21 protein-coding genes are annotated in these 18,242 nt (G+C 48.7%); 1 reads left to right on the top strand and 20 read right to left on the bottom strand.

What is annotated here, in order from left to right; all coding sequences use genetic code 11:
• Positions 1-36: 36 nt before the first annotated feature.
• Both N774_RS0109925 and N774_RS0109920 read right to left on the bottom strand, forming a co-directional pair.
• On the bottom strand, positions 37-1,023 hold the full coding sequence (locus N774_RS0109925; RefSeq protein ID WP_024861096.1) for a biotin--[acetyl-CoA-carboxylase] ligase: 987 nt from the start codon (positions 1,021-1,023) through the stop codon (positions 37-39).
• Positions 1,024-1,324: 301 nt separating this feature from the next.
• The gene (locus N774_RS0109920; protein ID WP_024861095.1) at positions 1,325-1,822 is read right to left on the bottom strand and encodes a hypothetical protein; all 498 of its coding nucleotides are present in this window, start codon (positions 1,820-1,822) and stop codon (positions 1,325-1,327) included.
• A gap of 134 nt (positions 1,823-1,956) precedes the next feature.
• Here N774_RS0109920 and spoIVB point away from each other — a divergent pair, with 134 nt between their 5' ends.
• Positions 1,957-3,165, top strand: a complete 1,209-nt coding sequence (gene spoIVB, locus N774_RS0109915) for a SpoIVB peptidase (protein WP_242836605.1) — start codon at positions 1,957-1,959, stop codon at positions 3,163-3,165.
• Between the two features lie 51 nt (positions 3,166-3,216).
• Here spoIVB and N774_RS0109910 read toward each other — a convergent pair whose 3' ends face one another.
• The 18 genes from N774_RS0109910 to atpG all read right to left on the bottom strand — a co-directional run bounded on the left by N774_RS0109910 (position 3,217) and on the right by atpG (position 18,237).
• A complete protein-coding gene (locus tag N774_RS0109910) occupies positions 3,217-3,489 on the bottom strand; it encodes an HPr family phosphocarrier protein (RefSeq protein WP_019679940.1) in 273 nt (90 codons plus the stop codon).
• Between the two features lie 380 nt (positions 3,490-3,869).
• Entirely contained in the window at positions 3,870-4,568 is a 699-nt protein-coding gene (gene trmD / locus N774_RS0109905) for a tRNA (guanosine(37)-N1)-methyltransferase TrmD (RefSeq protein ID WP_024861093.1), read from the bottom strand.
• 50 nt (positions 4,569-4,618) lie between these two features.
• Entirely contained in the window at positions 4,619-5,338 is a 720-nt protein-coding gene (locus tag N774_RS0109900; RefSeq protein ID WP_024861092.1) for a hypothetical protein, read from the bottom strand.
• Between the two features lie 76 nt (positions 5,339-5,414).
• Positions 5,415-5,993: a hypothetical protein gene (locus tag N774_RS17300; protein ID WP_347496221.1), complete on the bottom strand. Its 579-nt coding sequence runs from the start codon at positions 5,991-5,993 to the stop codon at positions 5,415-5,417.
• A gap of 1 nt (position 5,994) precedes the next feature.
• Complete coding sequence (rimM, locus tag N774_RS0109890) at positions 5,995-6,498, bottom strand: ribosome maturation factor RimM (RefSeq protein WP_024861090.1); 504 nt, start codon at positions 6,496-6,498, stop codon at positions 5,995-5,997.
• 13 nt (positions 6,499-6,511) lie between these two features.
• A complete protein-coding gene (locus N774_RS0109885) occupies positions 6,512-7,258 on the bottom strand; it encodes a hypothetical protein (protein WP_024861089.1) in 747 nt (248 codons plus the stop codon).
• Positions 7,259-7,421: 163 nt separating this feature from the next.
• Entirely contained in the window at positions 7,422-8,861 is a 1,440-nt protein-coding gene (gene purB, locus N774_RS0109880; protein WP_024861088.1) for an adenylosuccinate lyase, read from the bottom strand.
• A gap of 136 nt (positions 8,862-8,997) precedes the next feature.
• A complete protein-coding gene (locus tag N774_RS0109875) occupies positions 8,998-9,648 on the bottom strand; it encodes a hypothetical protein (RefSeq protein WP_024861087.1) in 651 nt (216 codons plus the stop codon).
• 32 nt (positions 9,649-9,680) lie between these two features.
• Complete coding sequence (locus tag N774_RS0109870; RefSeq protein WP_024861086.1) at positions 9,681-10,052, bottom strand: hypothetical protein; 372 nt, start codon at positions 10,050-10,052, stop codon at positions 9,681-9,683.
• 69 nt (positions 10,053-10,121) lie between these two features.
• Positions 10,122-10,349, bottom strand: a complete 228-nt coding sequence (locus tag N774_RS0109865; RefSeq protein WP_024861085.1) for a hypothetical protein — start codon at positions 10,347-10,349, stop codon at positions 10,122-10,124.
• A 15-nt stretch (positions 10,350-10,364) separates the two neighbouring features.
• Positions 10,365-11,132 carry a PP2C family protein-serine/threonine phosphatase gene (locus N774_RS0109860; protein WP_024861084.1) on the bottom strand — a complete coding sequence of 256 codons (768 nt, stop codon included), beginning with the start codon at positions 11,130-11,132 and terminating at the stop codon, positions 10,365-10,367.
• An 11-nt stretch (positions 11,133-11,143) separates the two neighbouring features.
• Complete coding sequence (locus N774_RS0109855) at positions 11,144-11,323, bottom strand: FHA domain-containing protein (RefSeq protein ID WP_024861083.1); 180 nt, start codon at positions 11,321-11,323, stop codon at positions 11,144-11,146.
• A 25-nt stretch (positions 11,324-11,348) separates the two neighbouring features.
• Complete coding sequence (locus N774_RS0109850) at positions 11,349-12,236, bottom strand: hypothetical protein (protein WP_024861082.1); 888 nt, start codon at positions 12,234-12,236, stop codon at positions 11,349-11,351.
• 149 nt (positions 12,237-12,385) lie between these two features.
• A complete protein-coding gene (gene secF, locus N774_RS0109845; RefSeq protein WP_024861081.1) occupies positions 12,386-13,357 on the bottom strand; it encodes a protein translocase subunit SecF in 972 nt (323 codons plus the stop codon).
• Positions 13,354-14,772 carry a protein translocase subunit SecD gene (gene secD / locus N774_RS0109840; RefSeq protein ID WP_431767933.1) on the bottom strand — a complete coding sequence of 473 codons (1,419 nt, stop codon included), beginning with the start codon at positions 14,770-14,772 and terminating at the stop codon, positions 13,354-13,356. Before secD ends, secF begins: the two co-directional genes overlap by 4 nt.
• 479 nt (positions 14,773-15,251) lie before the next feature.
• Positions 15,252-15,662, bottom strand: coding sequence for a F0F1 ATP synthase subunit epsilon (locus tag N774_RS0109835; protein ID WP_024861079.1), 411 nt, complete (start codon positions 15,660-15,662; stop codon positions 15,252-15,254).
• Positions 15,663-15,680: 18 nt separating this feature from the next.
• On the bottom strand, positions 15,681-17,072 hold the full coding sequence (gene atpD / locus N774_RS0109830; RefSeq protein WP_024861078.1) for a F0F1 ATP synthase subunit beta: 1,392 nt from the start codon (positions 17,070-17,072) through the stop codon (positions 15,681-15,683).
• A gap of 256 nt (positions 17,073-17,328) precedes the next feature.
• Complete coding sequence (atpG, locus tag N774_RS0109825; protein ID WP_024861077.1) at positions 17,329-18,237, bottom strand: ATP synthase F1 subunit gamma; 909 nt, start codon at positions 18,235-18,237, stop codon at positions 17,329-17,331.
• Positions 18,238-18,242: the final 5 nt, after the last annotated feature.

Below are 18,242 nucleotides of genomic sequence, written 5' to 3'. Positions count from 1 at the left end.
TCATTTTTATATTATATTTCAGCGGAATATCCGCCGTTACACGTTTTTTATCCTGCACAGGTTCGCCTCGCCCGAGTTGAGGTGGATAGTCTCACCCGACTGAAGCTGCACTATGAGGTTGGCATTGTCGTCGATGCCCATAGCTTCGCCGATTATCTGTTTGTTGCCCACATTTGCGGTTATGATATTTCCTGTGAGTATCTCCCGCTCTCTGTATGCTGCGAGGAAGCTGCGGTTCTCGATCTTTTTCATATATATTTCCAGACGGTTGAGCACCTCTGCGCACAGTTTGTTCCTGTTTACCGCGACACCTGTTTCGTCCTCTATGGAGGTGGCTCTTTTGCGGAGCTCCTCATCGAAGCTGTCGCCCACACTGCGGACGTTTATGCCGATACCGATAACAGCGCAGTCAAGGGTGCGCATTTCCAGACCGAATGAAGCCTCAGTGAGTATGCCGCATATTTTCTTGCCGTTCATATACAGGTCGTTGACCCATTTTATCATAACGGGCTGACCGCAGCAGTACTCCACAGCTTCCGCAACTGCACAGGCAGCCGCCCCTGTTATCATAGGAGCATATTCAAGGCTGAATCGGGGACGTACAAGAGTGCTCATATAGAGACCCTTGCCTGCGGGAGAAACGAAGTTCCTGCCTATCCTGCCCCTGCCTGCGGTCTGACGCTCCGCAACGGAGGTGGTTCCGTGGGGGACGTTGTTTGAGTCCTGTTCCTTGGTGATATTATTGGTGGATTCCACTGTATCATACACGCGGAGGTTACGTCCCAGCTCCTTTGTTTTCAGTAGAGGTGTGATAAGGTCTGCCGAAAGTCTGTTATTGTCGTCGTTGAGTTTATAGCCCTTTGAAGTCACCGAGCTGATAGAAAAGCCTTCGGTCTCAAGGGCTTTTACGGCTTTCCACACAGCATTGCGGCTCACGCCCAGCTTATCCGCAAGTGCAGCACCCGAGATGTAATCACCGTCTGCGCTTGCGAGAGAGGCGAGCAATTCGGATTTTACGTTCATGTCAGAGAGTTCCTTTCGGTAATATTGATAACATTGTACCATAAAAAAACAAATAATGCAAGATAAAACACGTAAAATTGGTAAAAATGACGTTTTTGCAGAGCTTAAAAGATGCCTTAACGCAAAAAAGGACGGTTTTCGCGTCCTTGTCTGATGTATAATATTTATTTGCCGAGCATATGAGCAGTTTAGAGTTGAGAGTGTAGAGTTGAGAGTTAATGTGTTCGCTTCGCTCACGTTATTTAAATAATGTCGCCGCAGGCGACACCATAACTTTCAACTCTCAATTCTCAACTCTCAACTAAACGATAGACGGTGCTTTTTCTTCGCTTTGAGGTGTTCGGCGCTGTGAGAAGAGCTGTATTGCCGCTATTATCGCCGTAAGTGCCGCAGGGACTATGCTTGGCAGTATCCTGCGCGTGTACATATCGCTGACGGGCAGCATCGTGTATTTATCCGTCCAGCCGCTCATGTCGGCGTGGTCTGTGAGCTTATGCAGCATGACCAGACACAGGACAAGTCCGCCTGCTGTGAACAGGATAGCCAGTATATTCGGTAGCTTCTTCCGAAAAAGACAAAGAACAGCTCCCGAAAGCATAAGTACTGCGGATATTATCAGGAATATGCCTGTGTTTTTCAGCTCCGCGCCGTAGCTGTCGCTGTTGTATATGAGACCTGCCCCCGAAAGAGCGGTCATAGCTCCCGAAAACCACAGACTCAGCATCAGCGTTATGACCTTGCATGCGGTCATCAGGGGCGATCGCCTTGCAGGAAGCTTTTTTGTATTTTTTTTGCTCATTTTTAACTCCCTATGTATTTTTCGGCTGTGGGTATTTCACATTTATAATATCACTCAGCCGAAGCATAATATTTATTGCTCCCGTTTTGACGGAGCAATTCAAGAAAGGAAAAAATATGTTTTTTAAAAGAAAAATGGTTAAAACCGCTGCGGCATTATTATTTGCAGCTTTTGTGGGATTATTCGGAACAGCAGGATATTATTCCGCACAGCTGCCCGCAGTTATCAGTGCTTCATCGGAAGATGACCTGAAAATAGCGGGATTTCCGCAGCTAAGCTGTACCGCTTCTCCCGAGCTTGCGGTACCTGCCGCAGGTACCTGTTCGGACGGGTCACAGGTTACTTTTTCCCTGTTCGGAGCGATACCCGTCAAAAATATTGAAGTTCGCAGGACGGAAACTCCCGTATTTGCTGTGGGAGGGCGTCCATTCGGCATAAAGCTGCTCATGGAGGGCGTCATGGTCACGGGACTTGGGGACGTTGAGGGGCAGGACGGCTCCCTGTCATGTCCTGCCGAGGAAGCAGGCTTGTGCAAGGGCGATATAATCCGTCTTGCAGACGGGGAGGTGCTCACCTCCAATGATCGGCTACAGCAGATGATCGCGGATTCGGGCGGAAAAGCCCTTGAACTCTCGGTGCGCCGCGGCGATGAGGATATAGCTATGGAGCTGCAGCCCGTTCTCTCGCGGAGAAGCGGCGGCTGGAAAGGCGGTATGTGGGTCCGTGACAGTATCGCAGGCATAGGAACTATGTCATTTTTTGACACAAAAACAGGCTGCTTTGCAGGTCTGGGACACCCTATCTGTGATTCCGATACGGGCGGGATAGTCCCTGTTCACAGCGGAGAGGCTGTGCCTGTGGAGATAACCGAGGTCAAGCGCGGCGCCCGTGGTCTGGCAGGGGAGCTCCGCGGTAATTTTGCCATGGCGGACAGCTTCGGCGTCCTTGAGCGCAACAGGCAGAGCGGTATCTACGGACGGCTCAGTGATGAGGCTCTTGCCGAATTATCGGCGGACTGTCAGGTATTCCCCATGGCTTTCCGTCAGGAGATAACCGAGGGCGATGCTGAGATATACACCACTGTTTCGGGAAATACTCCCGAAAGCTACTCTGCGGAGATAGTCAGCGTTGACTACGCCAGCAGCGGAAGCTCCAAGAATATGGTCATACGCATAACCGACCCGCGGCTTCTTGATACTGCGGGAGGCATAGTGCAGGGAATGAGCGGCAGTCCTATAGTACAAAACGGCAAGCTCATCGGCGCGGTAACACATGTTTTTGTTGCCGACCCCACCAAAGGATACGGTATATTTGCCGAAAACATGGCTTCCGAGCTTTACTGATAAAAAAATAAATGGGCGTTACGACTGTAACGCCCCAAGTTTTTTGTCTGATTATCTGTTTTCCTCGCTGAAACCGCTGTCAACAAGCTCGATAAGAGCGTCAACTGCAGCCTTTTCATCAGCGCCGTCAGCGATAACCTTTACATTTGTACCGCCTACAATACCGAGCGAAAGAATGCCAAGCAGACTCTTTGCATTTACTCTGCGCTCTTCCTTTTCGATCCAGATCGATGACTTGAACTCGTTAGCCTTCTGAATAAAGAAGGTTGCGGGTCTTGCGTGAAGTCCAACCTGATTCTTTACCATTACTTCTCTGACAAACATAAACAACTCTCCTATTCTCGTAAGTTACAGTCTCTCTGATTCTATTTAAAGACTGTGTTGCCGTTTGCAAATTTGTTTCACTTGCTGATTTTATTATACAGTCTATTTTTTGCTTAGTCAACGGATTTTTGTGATTAAAGGGCATGTTTTCGCTAAATTCTACATTTAGATTAAATGTGAATGAAATTTTATCAACTTGCTTGTTTATTATCACTACAAAAAATTGTTGATAGTGATTGTGGAAAGTGCATATTTATCAACATAATAATATGGCATTTTTTTCTAAAGGGAGAATAGATTTTTGACTATACAGCCAGTTATGTGTGGAACACTTTGTGGAACAATGTCCTTTTTTGTGGAACAAAATGTTTAAAAATTGGTCAGCCAATTTCTTCCTTATATTTTGCAAAAAGGTCTGGGCGGCGCTCCTCTGTGAGCTTTAAACTCTGCTCGTGACGCCATGTCTCGATGTTTTTGTGATGTCCCGTAAGGAGCACGGGCGGCACAGCCTCGCCCTCCCATACTTCGGGGCGTGTGTACTGGGGATACTCAAGGAGTCCGCTGTAGATGCTCTCGTCGGTGAAGCATACCTCGTCGGAGAGTACTCCCTCGCACATACGGGCTACGGTATCGGCAACTACCATTGCAGGGAGCTCGCCGCCTGTGAGCACATAATCGCCTATGGATATCTCCTCGTCAACTATCTTGTCGATGACGCGCTGGTCAACTCCCTCGTAGTGACCGCAGATAATGAGGATATTGTCCATTTTGGACAGCTCGATGGCTTTTTTCTGGTCAAATATCCTGCCCTTTGGAGACATATATATGGTATGGGGCTTTGCACCCAAGTCCTCGCAGACCGCCTTGTAGCAGTTGTATATGGGCTCGCACTGCATGACCATGCCCATTCCGCCGCCGTAGGGTGTATCGTCAACGCGGCGGTGCTTATCCTGAGTGTACTCGCGTATCTGGCGGCAGTGGAGGCTTATCTTCTCTGCTTTGCGGGCTCTTCCTACTATGCTCTCGCCGAGGACTGCCTCGCACATCTCGGGAAACAGTGTTGCTATTTCTATATGCATATTTATGCTCCTTTATGATTTGAGACCGCATGAAGCGGTCTCGGATATTCTTATGTAAGCTTGATGCTGTCGGCTATTGTGAATATATCGCCGAAGTTTTCAGTGCTGATCTTTATGATGTATCTTGTGCGCTTTTCTCTTTCGGGATACAGGAAGACATGTGCCGTATATCCGTCGGGCGTCTCAATGGTGTTGAGGTAGCCGCGGAAGCCTACTCCGTCAACGGAATAGTATCTGGCAGGATCGCTCTCGTCGATATATGATTCATTCTTGCACTTCATAAGCTGATAAAAGGTCTTTGAGTTTTTGAAGTTATGGATATCGAAATCCTCCATATTCAGCGACATGACCAGTTTTGTGAACTCATATTCGCTTTCCGGAGTGGTCTTTTCCACGGCTCTGCAATATTTGTCGAGGGCTTCGTGGGAAATACCCGTTCTGTCGAGAAAATCCTCGCTTTCGCTGAGATGCTCCTCGGAAATACCTATGCGGTGTATCTCGTCGCCGTTCTGCCACATTGCCGAATCCTTGCTGTCAGTGCGGACGGGCTTCATATCGTCCCATGCAGTGAGCTTCAGACCAAAGTTGGAGTAGTCGGCGGTTTCGCCTGAAATGGGCTGAAGATCCCCGGGAGTATCATTCCAGAGACTGTCGGTAGTCTGCAATTCGTTGGTGCACTTGTATTTGTAGGGTATTCCGGGGAATAAGTAGGCGCAGACGCCTGCTGCGACGATTATGAGTAAAAATAGTATGCCTAAGAATTTTTTCATGGTAAGTGCCTCCTTTTGGCGTGGTAACGCCGTTTTTCTTTTGTTCTTTTTATTTTTCTCTATCTCTTTTTTGAGCTCAAAGCTCTTTTTTATGCATAAGATGTATGCCGATGTGTCCAATCCCGAGTATTATCGACGCTGCAATAAGAAAGGCATTGCAGGCGTAAACTCCAAGAAGAAATACTGCAAACACGGGCAGGGAAGCTCCTGCCAGCGGAAATCCGCAGTAGTCCGAGTACATATCCGCAAGAGTGCGGCTGCTTCGGAAATAATTTATCCAGTAAAGCTCATAAAGTATCATGAGCACCAGCGCGAGTATCAGGCAGCCCAGCCGCGGCGAAAGAGCGAAGCGGTCAAGGCGTCTGTCGGTGAGCACCAATACGCTCACAAGAGCCTCTCCTGAGCGTTCAAGGGCAAGGAGCACCTTGTTTTCGCGCTTTGCGGACTCCTCATAGCCTGCGGGCTGTTTTTTGCTCCATATGATATTGGGGATAAACAGCATGAGCAGGAAAACTACACCGATCATGGAAATGCCCCATTTCGGCAGCTGTTTATAGCTTTGCAGTATATCACTGTCAGCCGAGAGTGACCACAGGGCAAGTCCTATAAATGCCGCCGTCAGCGCTCCGAGAGCGATGATGTTGCTTTTTTTCATATCAGCCGAAAAGACCGTCAAGGGGACGTATGGTCATTACTCCGCCGTCCACATCTGTGGAAACAACCACATCTGCGATAGCAGGGACAAGGTACTCCTTGTCATTGCCCTTTATGACGTAAACGTCGTTTGCGCCTGTCTGCATAACGTCTATTATCTTGCCGTAGACCTGCTCAGTATCGGCGTCGCGTACTTCAAGTCCTATAAGGTCCTGTATGAAGTAGGTGTCCTCGTCAAGCTCGAGGTCGTCGCGGTGCATATACAGCACCTTGTTGCGGAGCTTCTCCGCAGCCTCGGGAGTATCCACGCCCTCTATCTTGGCTATGACTGTATTTTTGAACACCCGGGAGCGCTCAATGAACACTTCCTCGTGGTTCTTTCCTATGAACAGCCTGTCGAACTCCGCAAGAAGCTCGGGACTGTCGGTATAGGGCATTATTTTCACCTCGCCGCGGATACCGTGGGTGGTGACTATCTTGCCTGATTCGAGATATTCCTTTTTCATAGTTTATCCTTTATTATTCAAGCTCTGCGGAGCTTATTATCTGCTTTGCCATTGTTTCGTCGGGACATTTCAGAGTTACGGTATAGACTTCATTTTTATTATTGTTCGGGAAAATATTTACATCCCATGTATTGCCGTTGTAATCACTGTACAGTACTTGCACGGCATAAGCGGTATACTCGTTGTTTTTGAGCTTCCACATTTTTTCCATGTCAACAGCTTCTTCCTTGTCCTCTGCAAGGTCAAGGAACACATCTTTATCCTTTCCGCGGAGTTTAAGACATTCTTTAGCTGTGACATAGTCTCTTGTATAAAAAACCATAGTATATGCAAGTCCGTACTGCGGCAGGTCAACGCCGATATTCTTGTAGAAATGCCTGTAATCTGCTTCTGTGTACTTATAATATTCCCACGGATCATAGAGGCTGTTTTCGTCACCGGTCAGCTCTTGGTAGTCGGTTTTGAATACATGGATCTTGTACTGTTCACCCGATTGGTATGAGCTTGCTTCCGCACCTTTGATAGGACTGCTGCCTTCCCAGTCGGAAGGGATACTGAATTTTACGCCTTTCAGTGTATGACTTACATAATCCGAGGGGACATCAGTCTTTTCAAATTCGGGAACGTGCTCGTCTATGTGGTCGTATTTGTGCTTGACTTTAAGATAAGTTGGAAGTCCCGGAAAGAATATGAATATTACCATTGCGGCAGCGAGCAGAAAACCGAGGATAGTCCCGCCGATGATGAGTGGTTTTTTCATTGTATCTCCTGTGATCTTTAGTGGTTAGTGCATAGTGATTAGTGTAGGGGCGGATATTATCCGTCCGATAATTAAGTGCCGTAAGTGATGTACGAGTAACGGTTTCAATAGTAGTGAGCGAGTTTACGAGCGCCAACGTGGCAAGGCAGCACGGGCTCCGCGCTCAATTCTTCATTTCAAAGCTTTCGCCGAGTATGTCCTTGTTGGCGTCGAGAATAGGCTTGATGTACTCAGCAAGGAACTCGTCCACCTGCTGTGAGCTTCTTCCTGTGTAGTTCTCGGGCTTGAGAACAGCGTCAAGCTCCTCCTTTGTTACCATGAACATAGGATCGGCTTCGATGAGCTCGCAGAGGTTGTTGTCAAGACCCTTGACCTTGACGTTTGCGCCTGCCTCCATGGAGTAGTCCATGATACGGTCGTGGAGCTCCTGACGGTTTCCGCCCTTCTTAACAGCGTCCATCATGATGTTCTCGCTTGCCATGAAAGGAAGCTCTGCCATAACGCGGCGGCGTATCATCTCAGGGTAAACCACGATGCCGTTGGTAACGTTCATCATGATGTTGAGGATAGCGTCAACGCCGAGGAATGCCTCAGCCACGCTGATACGCTTGTTTGCGGAGTCGTCGAGAGTTCTCTCGAACCACTGTGTGCCTGCTGTGAATGCAGGGTTAAGGCTGTCTATCATTACGTAACGTGCAAGAGAGGTTATTCTCTCGCAGCGCATAGGATTGCGCTTGTATGCCATAGCAGATGAACCGATCTGCTTCTTCTCTCTTGGCTCTTCCATTTCCTTGAAGGACTGGAGGATACGCATATCGTTGGAGAATTTGCTTGCGGACTGTGCGATATCGCTGAGGAGCTCCAGCACCTTTGAGTCCACCTTACGTGAGTAGGTCTGACCTGATACGGGAACTACAGCGTCAAAGCCCATTTCCTCTGCTATCATCTGCTCCAGCTTCTTTATCTTGTCTGTGTCGCCCTCAAAGAGCTCCATGAATGAAGCCTGTGTGCCTGTTGTGCCCTTTGAGCCCAGGAGCTTCAGTGTGGACATACGGTATTCAAGGTCCTGAAAGTCCATGAGGAGCTCGTTGAGCCAGAGAGTAGCTCTCTTGCCCACAGTGGTGAGCTGTGCGGGCTGTAAATGTGTATAAGCAAGGCAGGGGAGATTCTTGTACTCATCTGCGAACTTTGCAAGGTTGTTCATGACGTTTATGAGCTTTCTGCGGACTATTTTAAGAGCGTCGCGCATGATGATAACGTCTGTATTATCGCCTACATAGCATGATGTAGCGCCAAGGTGGATAATACCTGCTGCGTCGGGGCAAGCCTGTCCGTATGTGAAAACGTGAGCCATAACATCGTGGCGTGTTATTTTTTCGCGCTCTGCTGCCATTTCATAGTCAACGTCGTTGATATGCTCCTCGAGCTGCTTCACCTGTGCCTCTGTAACGGGGAGACCCAGCTTCATTTCGGCTCTTGCAAGTGCCACCCAGAGCTTTCTCCAAGTGGTGAACTTCTTATCCGCGGAGAAAATATACTGCATTTCCTCGCTTGCATAACGTGTGCAGAATGGGCTTTCGTAGCTGTTGATATTACTGCTCATGTTGATCTACTCCTTTTATATCAATTGTCGTACTTCGACAGTACCTCATTTCAATTATATCATCATATCCCTGCTGTGTCAATGAAAAAAGGCGGCACTCAGCCGCCTTAGTTTCTGTATAAATTACACATTGAGATTACAGCTCGTCCATGCTGCCGCTGCTGTCATGCCCGCCTGCAGCGGGTATGCTGCCTACATCTGACATAGTGTCGGAAGCAGTCTTTCTGCGGTCGTCTATCATCTGCTGATAGGGATCCTTTATTTTGCCCTGTCTGATATCCATTTCCTGCTCGAAAAAGCGCTCGTTGAACTGCGGAAAACCGTCGGCAGCCTCAAGCTTGTGGTAGGAAACGTTTATTTTCAGGTTTATGACCGCTGCTGTGCCGACTATTGCCAGCATGACCAGATGCATTACGGAGAACTTGCTGAAGATATTGAAATCGTAGAACAGCTTGTTCTCGTATGGACTAAGGAAGGTCAGAAGCAGCTGATTGCCGATAAGTATCATCAGCAGAGCTATGAGCGAGAAGTCATGGTACTTGTAGCAGCCCTTCCACGCTAAATAAGCTGCAATAGGTACTATTATGAGTGCGTCGAGCGCCGCAGTCAATACGTATGAGAGTACCCCCATAAACACAGCTGCGGGCAGATAAACTGCAAGAGGCGCGATATAGAAATATATCAGACGTGAGCGGACTTTCTGCACTTTGTTGTAGAGTGTTCTGTTATGTGCGAATTCCTGTGATCTTATGCTGCGATTGTAGCCGAGTTCTGTTGCATTTGTCATAAATACGCCTCCTTATGTATGAGTTTTCCTTATTAATATGCTCCGTCGTCCATTTTCTTTGCGAGGAAGCAGTAAACTATGGAGAGAAGCAGTGAGAATACTGCGCTGCCCTTGTTATCGGTAGCGATGAATGATATTATATTGAGTACCATCAGAACTGCGGAAAGCTTGAAGCACATATTGTAGTTGCATTTCAGACCGCATACAGCCATGTAGATACTGAGAGCAACGGGTACCAGAGACAGGATTATTGAGAGTATTGCTACTCCGCCAAGAGCCGCTGCTGCGCCTGTCTGTCCTTCTGTGAGCTTACCTGCTGCTGTAATTCCTAAAATGCCGACAATAGCGGCAATGCAGTTGACTACCAGTAAAAAGATAGTCAGAATTTTGAATGCTAATTTCATTTTTGATTTTCCTCCTATATCATATGAAATAATATATTATTAAACCGCTGCCTGCGTGGCGGCGCGTGTTTAATCGCTTATTACGTCCTCTGTGTGGACGATCACAGTGTTTTCCAGCAGTTCAAACTGTGCTGCGGCAGGTCTGCTGCTGAGCTGTACCGCTGTCATTTTATCCTGTGGAGCCGCCTTTTCCTTGGCTTTTTTCTCTTTTTTGGCGATAATGCTCCACATTATGATGTTTATTATTATGAATATCGCAGCCGCAGCTGCGATAACAAGTATCTCTCCTGTAGTCATAGGTATCTCCTTTGCTTACAGCTCGGGTCTGAACAGTGCGGCGGTGATATTGTCGCTCTCGTCTCTGTCCTTGACTGTCTCTATGAGCTGACGGAGCTTCTCCTGCATATCCGCCTTTGTAACGAGCTTTTGCGGCGAGAGCTCCTCAAAGAGCTCCTTTTTTGTGAGCACATGGCGGAAGCCGTCGGAGCATATCATATAGTTAACGCCGCTTTCAAGGTCGCCCAGCTTTACCTCGGGGAACACATCGTCCGTAACGCCGATACACTGCACAAGAGCGTTTCTGCGCGGGTCGGTGAGGGCTTCCTCGGGAGTCATATTGCCAAGCTTTACCTCGCGGTTCACGAAGGTATGGTCGTCAGTGAGCTGGCTCAGCTTATCCGACACCTTGTATATGCGGGTGTCGCCCACATGGAAGGTCATGAACTGAGAATCCACGGCGATAATGCCTGTAGCGGTAGTACCCAGCTGCATACACTCATGTCTGCCGTAGTCCACCAGCTTCGCATTGAGGCGGCGCAGTCTGCTTATAACGTTGTGTGCGGCGGTGTGCCAGTCCCATTCGGGAAGCTCAAAGGGCAGCTCGCTGTCGAACCAGTCCGCAAAGCTGCGCACTACCTCGGCGCTGGCAAGCTCTCCCCGTGAGAGTCCGCCCATGCCGTCACAGACCAGTATAAGTGCAGCTCTGCCCGTATTTGTCTTTGCGGTCTTGATGCAGACGCTGTCCTGATTGATAGTTTTTGTGATACCTACATCGGTATCGCAGGCTGCAATATATTCCATAATTTCCCCTGTTATGCGTCAACGAAGTCAAAGTCCTCGTTGGAAAGTGTGAGCACGTCGCCGTTTTTCAGCTTTATCTCCCTGTCGGGGAGTACGGCAGTGCCGTTGATATATGTTTTGTTGGTGGAGTTGTTATCCTCGATGAAGCATGAGCCGTCGCGGGTATATATAGTTGCATGTACGCGGCTCACGGTTCTGTTTTCGGTGATGCAGAAGTCAACGCGGTCCCGCTCCTTGCCTATCCTGAAAAACAGGTCTGTCTATATTCACGGCAATTCCCGTTGCGCGTCTTGTAAGGGTGGGATATTTCTTCTCCACATGGGGACGCTCCTGCTTTATGAGCTCAGGCAGGGGCTGACGTTTTTCCTCGCTGAGAGAGGGCAGCACCTTTGGCTCGGGCTTCTGCACTGCGGGAGCCTTTACAGGCTTGGGTATATTGAACTGATGAGTATCACTGCCACTCTGCTGTACAGGCGGTGTAACTCTCGGTGTGCGTACGGGCTGCTCCTGAGAAGCGGGTCTGCTGAACTGTCTGTGGTCGTAGGACTGACCGAATATCTCGGGACAGGTCTCGCGGATATGCTCCTTTGTCTGGTGGATACTGAAAATGCGCATGTCTATGACATAGTTCATAAAGCTGTCTATATGAGCGTAGGTGCTCTGGTCTGCGTATTTTGCATAGGTGGATATCTTGCGCAGGCAGTTCACGATGCCGTCATTGAAGCTCTCGTTGTACCACAGTGGCAGATAGAACAGGTGTATCTCGCAGCTGTCGGGAGCTATAGTCACAAAATCAGGGTCAAGGACGATGTTCTGCATATTGAAGCCTGCGGACTCGGCTACTTCAAGTATATCCAGCAGATTTGAAACTATGCGGAAATACTTCTTTGTATCAACGCCGCCTTTCAGTACATTTATGAGGGGGACGCCCTTTGCGCCTGTGAATTCAAGCTTGTCAGCTGCTGTGGAGTGCGGTACGAGCCAGCCCTTTATGCGGTTGTCGATGAAGTATCTGTATTCGGCTTCGTTGAGCATTTCGCTGCCCACGAATCTGCAATGTATGCAAACCTCGCCGTTTTTTTCTGTGAATTTTAGCTTTGCCACGTTACCGCTCCTTTCGTATATTCTGCATTATATTATACATTATTACGGGGATAAAGTCAAGATTTTGTCAATATCTTATACATTCGCCCTGTCAGTCCTTACGGCTTATAGGTGCAAAAAAAGACCGCCCTTTCGGACGGTCCTTGATATTACTTTGATTTCTTGCCCTTTGCCTCTCTCTTGTTCATCCACCATGACCATGTTACAGGTGCAACGAAGAGTGAGGAGAATGTACCTGAGATGAGACCCATCATAAGCGGTACAGAGAAGCTGAGGAGCGAATCATAGCCTGTTACCATAACAACGATCGTTACTACCAACATTGTACCGATAGTTGTGATAGATGTTCTGATAGAACGTGTAAGCGACTGTGTGCAGCTTACGTTGATAAGCTCGTTAAGAGAAGCCTTTGGCATGAGCTTGCGGTTTTCTCTGATTCTGTCGTAGATAACGATAGTGTTGTTGATAGAGTAACCGAGGATAGTAAGGAATACAGCAACGATATTTGAATCGATGTTGAATTTGCATACTACTGTAGCTGTAAACGCAACGAGGAGGTCGAGGCAGAGTGCGAAGATAGAGCACACACCTGCGGACCAGCCGCCGATATTCTTGAATCTGATAGCGATATAGATGATAACGACGAAAGCTGCGAATATAACAGCGATGAGACACTTGAGCAGGAACTCACGTCCCGATGCAGGATTAACGTCGTTTGAATCGTATATCTCAAGGTCGTTTTCAGCAAACTTTTCTCTGAGAGCTGTAGTGAGCTCTGTCTGTCTGTCAACAGTAAGTCCCTGATCAGAGGTAAACGAGATAGTGATCTGCTTTCCGCCCGAATCCAGGCTTTCACCTGTTCTTACTGTAACAGTTGAGCCTACGATATCCTTTACGGCAGAAGCAACATCGTTTGTGTTGATCTCTCCCTGATATGTGTAGGTGATAAGAGTACCGCCCTTGAATTCGATAGCGAGGTGAATGCCTCTTATTACAGCTCCTGCGATGAATACGACCAGAACAGCGATAACAACGCCGAGTATGAGCTTTTTCTTTGAACAGAAGTTATATACCTTCTTGGGAGTTAATACGACTTCCTCCTGAGTTTTCTTTTTGCTCATTTCGTATCACCTCCGTAAAGCTTTCTGTTTTTGAAGCACTTGAACTTGGAGAGTGATGTTACCATAAGTCTTGAAGCAAATACTCCGAAGATAAAGTTGCAGATAACGCCTGCGAGCAGGGTAAATCCGAAGGAGTAAACAACGCCCTCAGCAGTAGCGCCGAATGCGAAGAAAATAGTCTTGTTGAGTATCTTTGAGAAGAAGCTGTCGGGAACACCGAAAGCGCCCATGAGGATAACTGCGATGATAACGTTTGTGATGTTACCGTCGAGGATAGCTGAGAATGCTCTCTTGTAAGCTATCTTGATAGCAGCGTCCAGAGACTTTCCTGTTCTGAGCTCTTCCTTGATACGCTCACCTGTGATGATGTTGGCGTCAACGCCCATACCTACAGCAAGTATGATACCTGCGATACCGGGGATAGTAAGAGTTGAGCCGTTCATGAATCCGAACCAGCCTGTGATAGCTGCGATAGAGCCTGCTACCTGTCCGCAGAGGGCGATAACAGCCACAAAGCCGGGGAGTCTGTAAAGGAATACCATATATACAGCTATTCCGATGAATGCGATGAGAGCTGCAAGGAGAATAGCGTCCAGTGAGCCTTCACCCATTGTAGGAGAAATTGTTCTGAAGCTCTTTGTCTCCATTTTGAAGGGGAGAGCACCTGAGTTGATCTGGTCTGCAAGCTTCTTGGAAGAATCAGCGTCGAAGCTTCCTGTGATCTGAGCCTTACCGTCTGTGATAGTGCTGTTTACAGTAGGAGCAGAGATCAGAGTGTTGTCCATCCAGATGGAGATCGGTGTGCTTGAGCCCATGAGCTCGCCTGTAGCCTCGGCGAACTTATCCTTACCTGAGGAGTTGAGTTCAAGGCTTACTACATATTCATAATCTTTTCCGTCGTCCGTAGGGATATAAGCACTTCTTGCAGAAGCGATATCGTCGCCTACGAGAACGATCTCGCCGCTTGGTACTTCATTGCCGTCTGCATCAGTAGTAGTATCTGTGCCCTTACGGAATGTGAGCTCAGCCATTTCGCCGAGTTCCTTAACAGCAGATTCGGGGTCGAAGTTTGTCTCGCCGACTTTCCAAGGGAAGCGGACGATAATTCTGTCGCTCTTTGTATCGCTGTAGACCTCGTTATCGGTGATACCCAGTGACGAAAGTCTTGTCTTGATTACCTCCGTAGCGGAATCCAGCTGGTCTTCGTTTGCATCGAATTCACCTGCGGGACCGAATGTAACGTCAACGCCGCCCTTGATATCGATACCAAGGCGGATATCGTCAACGCCCTTGACGTAGGTAGTCCTGTTATCGCCGTAGAGCTTGTCGATACCAAGTACCGAAATAACGGCGAACAGCGCGATAAAAGCAACGACGATGAAGAAAGTTTTTTTGCCTGTCTTTTTCACAGTCATGCCTCCTATTTTTGAGCTTTATTTACGGGTCTGCCAGTGCGCAGATAAGCCCTGAGCTCATATTTCCTGTCTCTTTGACAATTACAATTATTGTACTATATTTTTATAAAAAAGTCAAGCATATGAGCTGAAAATATTCCCAATTCAAAAATATGCACAATTACACCCGCCAAAATTTGGAACTATGAACAAAATAGCCTTTAGCCATTAGCCGTTAGCCGTTAGCTTGTAGGGGCGCACAGTGTTCGCCCGCAAATTCCTATAATATTTCAAATGACGGCGTGTAGGGGCTGCCTTTGGCAGTCCGTGAATTGAGAATTGAGAATGTAGAATTGAGAATACTGCGCTGTAGGGGCGGCGTTCCCTACATGGATTCATGGTATTTATTGCGTAATTTGCGGGACGTCGAGGACGCCGTCCCCTACACTACTTTCTACTCTCTACTCACTAAAAAAGCACTCCTTTCGGAGTGCTTTTTATTACTTAAAGTGTTTCTGTGATATTTTCAGACGGTTCATAGCGCGGTTCAGGGCAGCCTGAGTCTCATAATACTCTTTGATGCTCTGCTTCTGTCTGAGGCGCTCCTCGGCACGCTCACGGGCTTCCTGAGCGCGCTTGATGTCTATTTCCTCGGGAAGCTCACAGGTTTCCGCAAGGATAATGGACGAATCGGGCATTACCTGTATGAAGCCCTCGGATATAGCGGCGTATTTCCATTCGCCGTCCACAAGGTATTTCAGCTCGCCTGTGGGGAGCGATGTGACCAGAGGCTCATGTCCTGCCATTATACCCAGAAGTCCGTCTATAGCGGTTATAACAAGATGCTCTGCCTCGCCGCTGAAAAACACACGGTCTGTGGCGATTATCTCAAGGTGAAAGGTCTTAGCCATAGTTCAGCCGCCCCCTTTTTACTCGTCCATCTGACGGGCTTTCATGATAACGTCGTCGATAGTTCCTGCCATGAGGAATGCAGCCTCGGGGTACTTGTCCATGTCGCCCTCGATGATAGCCTTGAAGCCCTCGATAGTGTCCTTCAAAGGCACGTACTTGCCCTTTAAGCCTGTGAAGTTCTCAGCAACATTGAATGGCTGTGAGAGGAACTTCTGTATCTTTCTTGCGCGGTATACCGTCAGCTTGTCGTCCTCGCCAAGCTCCTCCATACCGAGGATAGCGATGATGTCCTGCAATTCCTTGTACTTCTGGAGAAGCTCCTGTGTGCGTCTTGCAATGGTGTAGTGCTCCTCGCCGACTATCTCGGGCTCGAGGATACGTGAGTTGGACTCCAGAGGGTCAACGGCAGGGTAGATGCCCTGCTCGACTATCTTACGTGAAAGTACCGTAGTAGCGTCAAGGTGTGCGAATGTTACCGCAGGAGCAGGGTCCGTAAGGTCGTCCGCAGGGACGTAAACAGCCTGTACTGAGGTGATAGAGCCGTTCTTCGTAGAGGTGATACGCTCCTGAAGCTCGCCGACCTCGTTAGCCAGTGTAGGCTGATAGCCAACGGCAGAGGGCATACGTCCCAGAAGTGCCGAGACCTCCGAGCCTGCCTGTACGTAACGGAAGATATTGTCGATAAAGAGAAGAACGTCCTTGTGCTCGCGGTCACGGAAGTACTCAGCCATAGTAAGACCTGTCTGAGCAACACGCATACGTGATCCCGGGGGCTCGTTCATCTGACCGAAAACAAGAGCAGTCTTGGAGATAACTCCCGACTCCTGCATTTCGTTCCAGAGGTCGTTGCCCTCACGGGAACGCTCTCCGACGCCTGTGAATATTGAGTAGCCGCCGTGCTCGGTGGCGATATTGCGGATAAGCTCCTGTATAAGAACGGTCTTGCCGACGCCTGCGCCTCCGAAAAGACCTATCTTACCGCCCTTAGCGTATGGAGCGATAAGGTCGATGACCTTTATGCCTGTTTCCAGTACCTCGACAACAGGGCTCTGATCCTGAAAAGTAGGAGCCTTTCTGTGTATCTCCCATTTTTCCTCGGTCTCAACGTCGCCCTTCTTGTCGATAGGCTCGCCGAGAACATTGAACATGCGTCCGAGAGTCTGCTCGCCGACGGGTACCTTGATACAAGCGCCTGTGGAGGTGACTTCCATATTCTTGCTGAGTCCCTCACTGGACGCCAGCATTATACAGCGGACTACGTGGTTGCCCATATGCTGAGCGACCTCCATAACGCGCTTTTTTCCGTCCACCTCGACGGTGAGAGCGTCCCTTATCATAGGGAGCTTTCCTGCGCCGAATTCAACGTCTATAACAGGTCCGATGACCTGAGTGATTCTGCCTTTTTCCATTGCTTTCTCCTCTTTAGAGAATATTGTAGGGAACGCCGCCCTCGGCGTTCCGCGTTTTTCGAATAAAAAAATGTGAATTATTGTAGGGGCGGCGTTTCGCCGCCCGTGTATATTACTGTAAACGGACGATGCGGGCGGATGATATCCGCCCCTACAGCTATGCAAACGAGCGTTTAGCCGTTAGTTTGTAGGGACGCTTGACCAGCGCCCGTCAGTGCATGAACAATTTTAGGGCGAGCGGAACTCGCCCCTACAGTCATTCAACGAGAGACTGTGCTCCGCCGCAGACCTCTGTTATCTCCTGAGTGATAGCAGCCTGTCTTGCGCGGTTGTAGAGCAGGGACAGGTCCTTTATCATGTCCTTTGCGCTGGTGGTAGCCGCGTCCATGGCGGTCATACGGGATTGCTGCTCACAGCAGAACGCCTCCACCATAGCGCCGTAGATGATACCCTTTGCGTACTGAGGTATAAGGTAGTTCATAACCTCCTCGGGAGAGGGCATGAATGAAGCCTTCGGAAGCTTCTTCATGGTGCCGTCAGCCGCCTTACCGAAGTGCTTACGCTCAAAGGGCAGCAGGCGGAGAGTTCTCGGCTCCTGTAAATTGGAGTTTATCATGTCCGTGTAGATGAGGTATACCTCGTCAAGCTCGCGGTTCTCGAACTTTTCAAGAACTATCTCGGCGACCTCCTTGGCTCTGTAGAGCGTGGGGTTCTGGGTAGTATAGAGAAATTCGCCGTCAACGGAAGCTTTTTTGCCGCTGTTGATACGTCTCTGGTAGTACATTCTGCCCACCTGTCCCATAACGAAGAGGTAGCAGTTGTCCAGATCGGCAGCTTCATCAAGCTTCCGGTCGGTATATTTCATTATGTTGTGATTGTAGCTTCCGCACAGTCCTTTGTCGCCTGTAATGACGATATAGCCCTTTTTACGCTTATCCTCGGGGATATCCTTACGTCTGTCGAAGTAGAGCTGACGGGTGTGTGGAGTGTGCTCCAGCACGCTTTCGATAGTGGACTGGAGCTTGTAGAAGTAGGGCTCTGTACATTCAAGTGACTTCCTTGCCTTTTTCAGCTTGGACGAGGACATGAGGTACATAGCATTGGTAATTTTCAGTATCTGCTGGATACTTGCGATCCTTTCGCGGATCTCTCTCATGTTAGGCATAGCAT

The organism is Ruminococcus flavefaciens AE3010 (assembly GCF_000526795.1).
In the GTDB taxonomy this organism is placed as follows: domain Bacteria; phylum Bacillota; class Clostridia; order Oscillospirales; family Ruminococcaceae; genus Ruminococcus; species Ruminococcus flavefaciens_D.
This window is presented reverse-complemented; position numbering and strand designations above follow the sequence as displayed.

Bases quoted from the DNA above. Each gene is read 5' to 3' on its own strand.
- N774_RS0109920 (WP_024861095.1), bottom strand. From the start codon at position 1,822: ATGAGCAAAAAAAATACAAAAAAGCTTCCTGCAAGGCGATCGCCCCTG.
- N774_RS0109925 (WP_024861096.1), bottom strand. From the start codon at position 1,023: ATGAACGTAAAATCCGAATTGCTCGCCTCTCTCGCAAGCGCAGACGGT.
- N774_RS0109835 (WP_024861079.1), bottom strand. From the start codon at position 15,662: ATGGCTAAGACCTTTCACCTTGAGATAATCGCCACAGACCGTGTGTTT.
- trmD (WP_024861093.1), bottom strand. From the start codon at position 4,568: ATGCATATAGAAATAGCAACACTGTTTCCCGAGATGTGCGAGGCAGTC.
- N774_RS17300 (WP_347496221.1), bottom strand. From the start codon at position 5,993: ATGAAAAAAAGCAACATCATCGCTCTCGGAGCGCTGACGGCGGCATTT.
- purB (WP_024861088.1), bottom strand. From the start codon at position 8,861: ATGAGCAGTAATATCAACAGCTACGAAAGCCCATTCTGCACACGTTAT.
- N774_RS0109910 (WP_019679940.1), bottom strand. From the start codon at position 3,489: ATGTTTGTCAGAGAAGTAATGGTAAAGAATCAGGTTGGACTTCACGCA.
- N774_RS0109870 (WP_024861086.1), bottom strand. From the start codon at position 10,052: ATGAAATTAGCATTCAAAATTCTGACTATCTTTTTACTGGTAGTCAAC.
- N774_RS0109900 (WP_024861092.1), bottom strand. From the start codon at position 5,338: ATGAAAAAATTCTTAGGCATACTATTTTTACTCATAATCGTCGCAGCA.
- rimM (WP_024861090.1), bottom strand. From the start codon at position 6,498: ATGAAAAAGGAATATCTCGAATCAGGCAAGATAGTCACCACCCACGGT.
- N774_RS0109875 (WP_024861087.1), bottom strand. From the start codon at position 9,648: ATGACAAATGCAACAGAACTCGGCTACAATCGCAGCATAAGATCACAG.
- N774_RS0109860 (WP_024861084.1), bottom strand. From the start codon at position 11,132: ATGGAATATATTGCAGCCTGCGATACCGATGTAGGTATCACAAAAACT.
- spoIVB (WP_242836605.1), top strand. From the start codon at position 1,957: ATGGTTAAAACCGCTGCGGCATTATTATTTGCAGCTTTTGTGGGATTA.
- N774_RS0109885 (WP_024861089.1), bottom strand. From the start codon at position 7,258: ATGAAAAAACCACTCATCATCGGCGGGACTATCCTCGGTTTTCTGCTC.
- atpG (WP_024861077.1), bottom strand. From the start codon at position 18,237: ATGCCTAACATGAGAGAGATCCGCGAAAGGATCGCAAGTATCCAGCAG.
- secD (WP_431767933.1), bottom strand. From the start codon at position 14,772: ATGACTGTGAAAAAGACAGGCAAAAAAACTTTCTTCATCGTCGTTGCT.
- secF (WP_024861081.1), bottom strand. From the start codon at position 13,357: ATGAGCAAAAAGAAAACTCAGGAGGAAGTCGTATTAACTCCCAAGAAG.
- atpD (WP_024861078.1), bottom strand. From the start codon at position 17,072: ATGGAAAAAGGCAGAATCACTCAGGTCATCGGACCTGTTATAGACGTT.
- N774_RS0109865 (WP_024861085.1), bottom strand. From the start codon at position 10,349: ATGACTACAGGAGAGATACTTGTTATCGCAGCTGCGGCTGCGATATTC.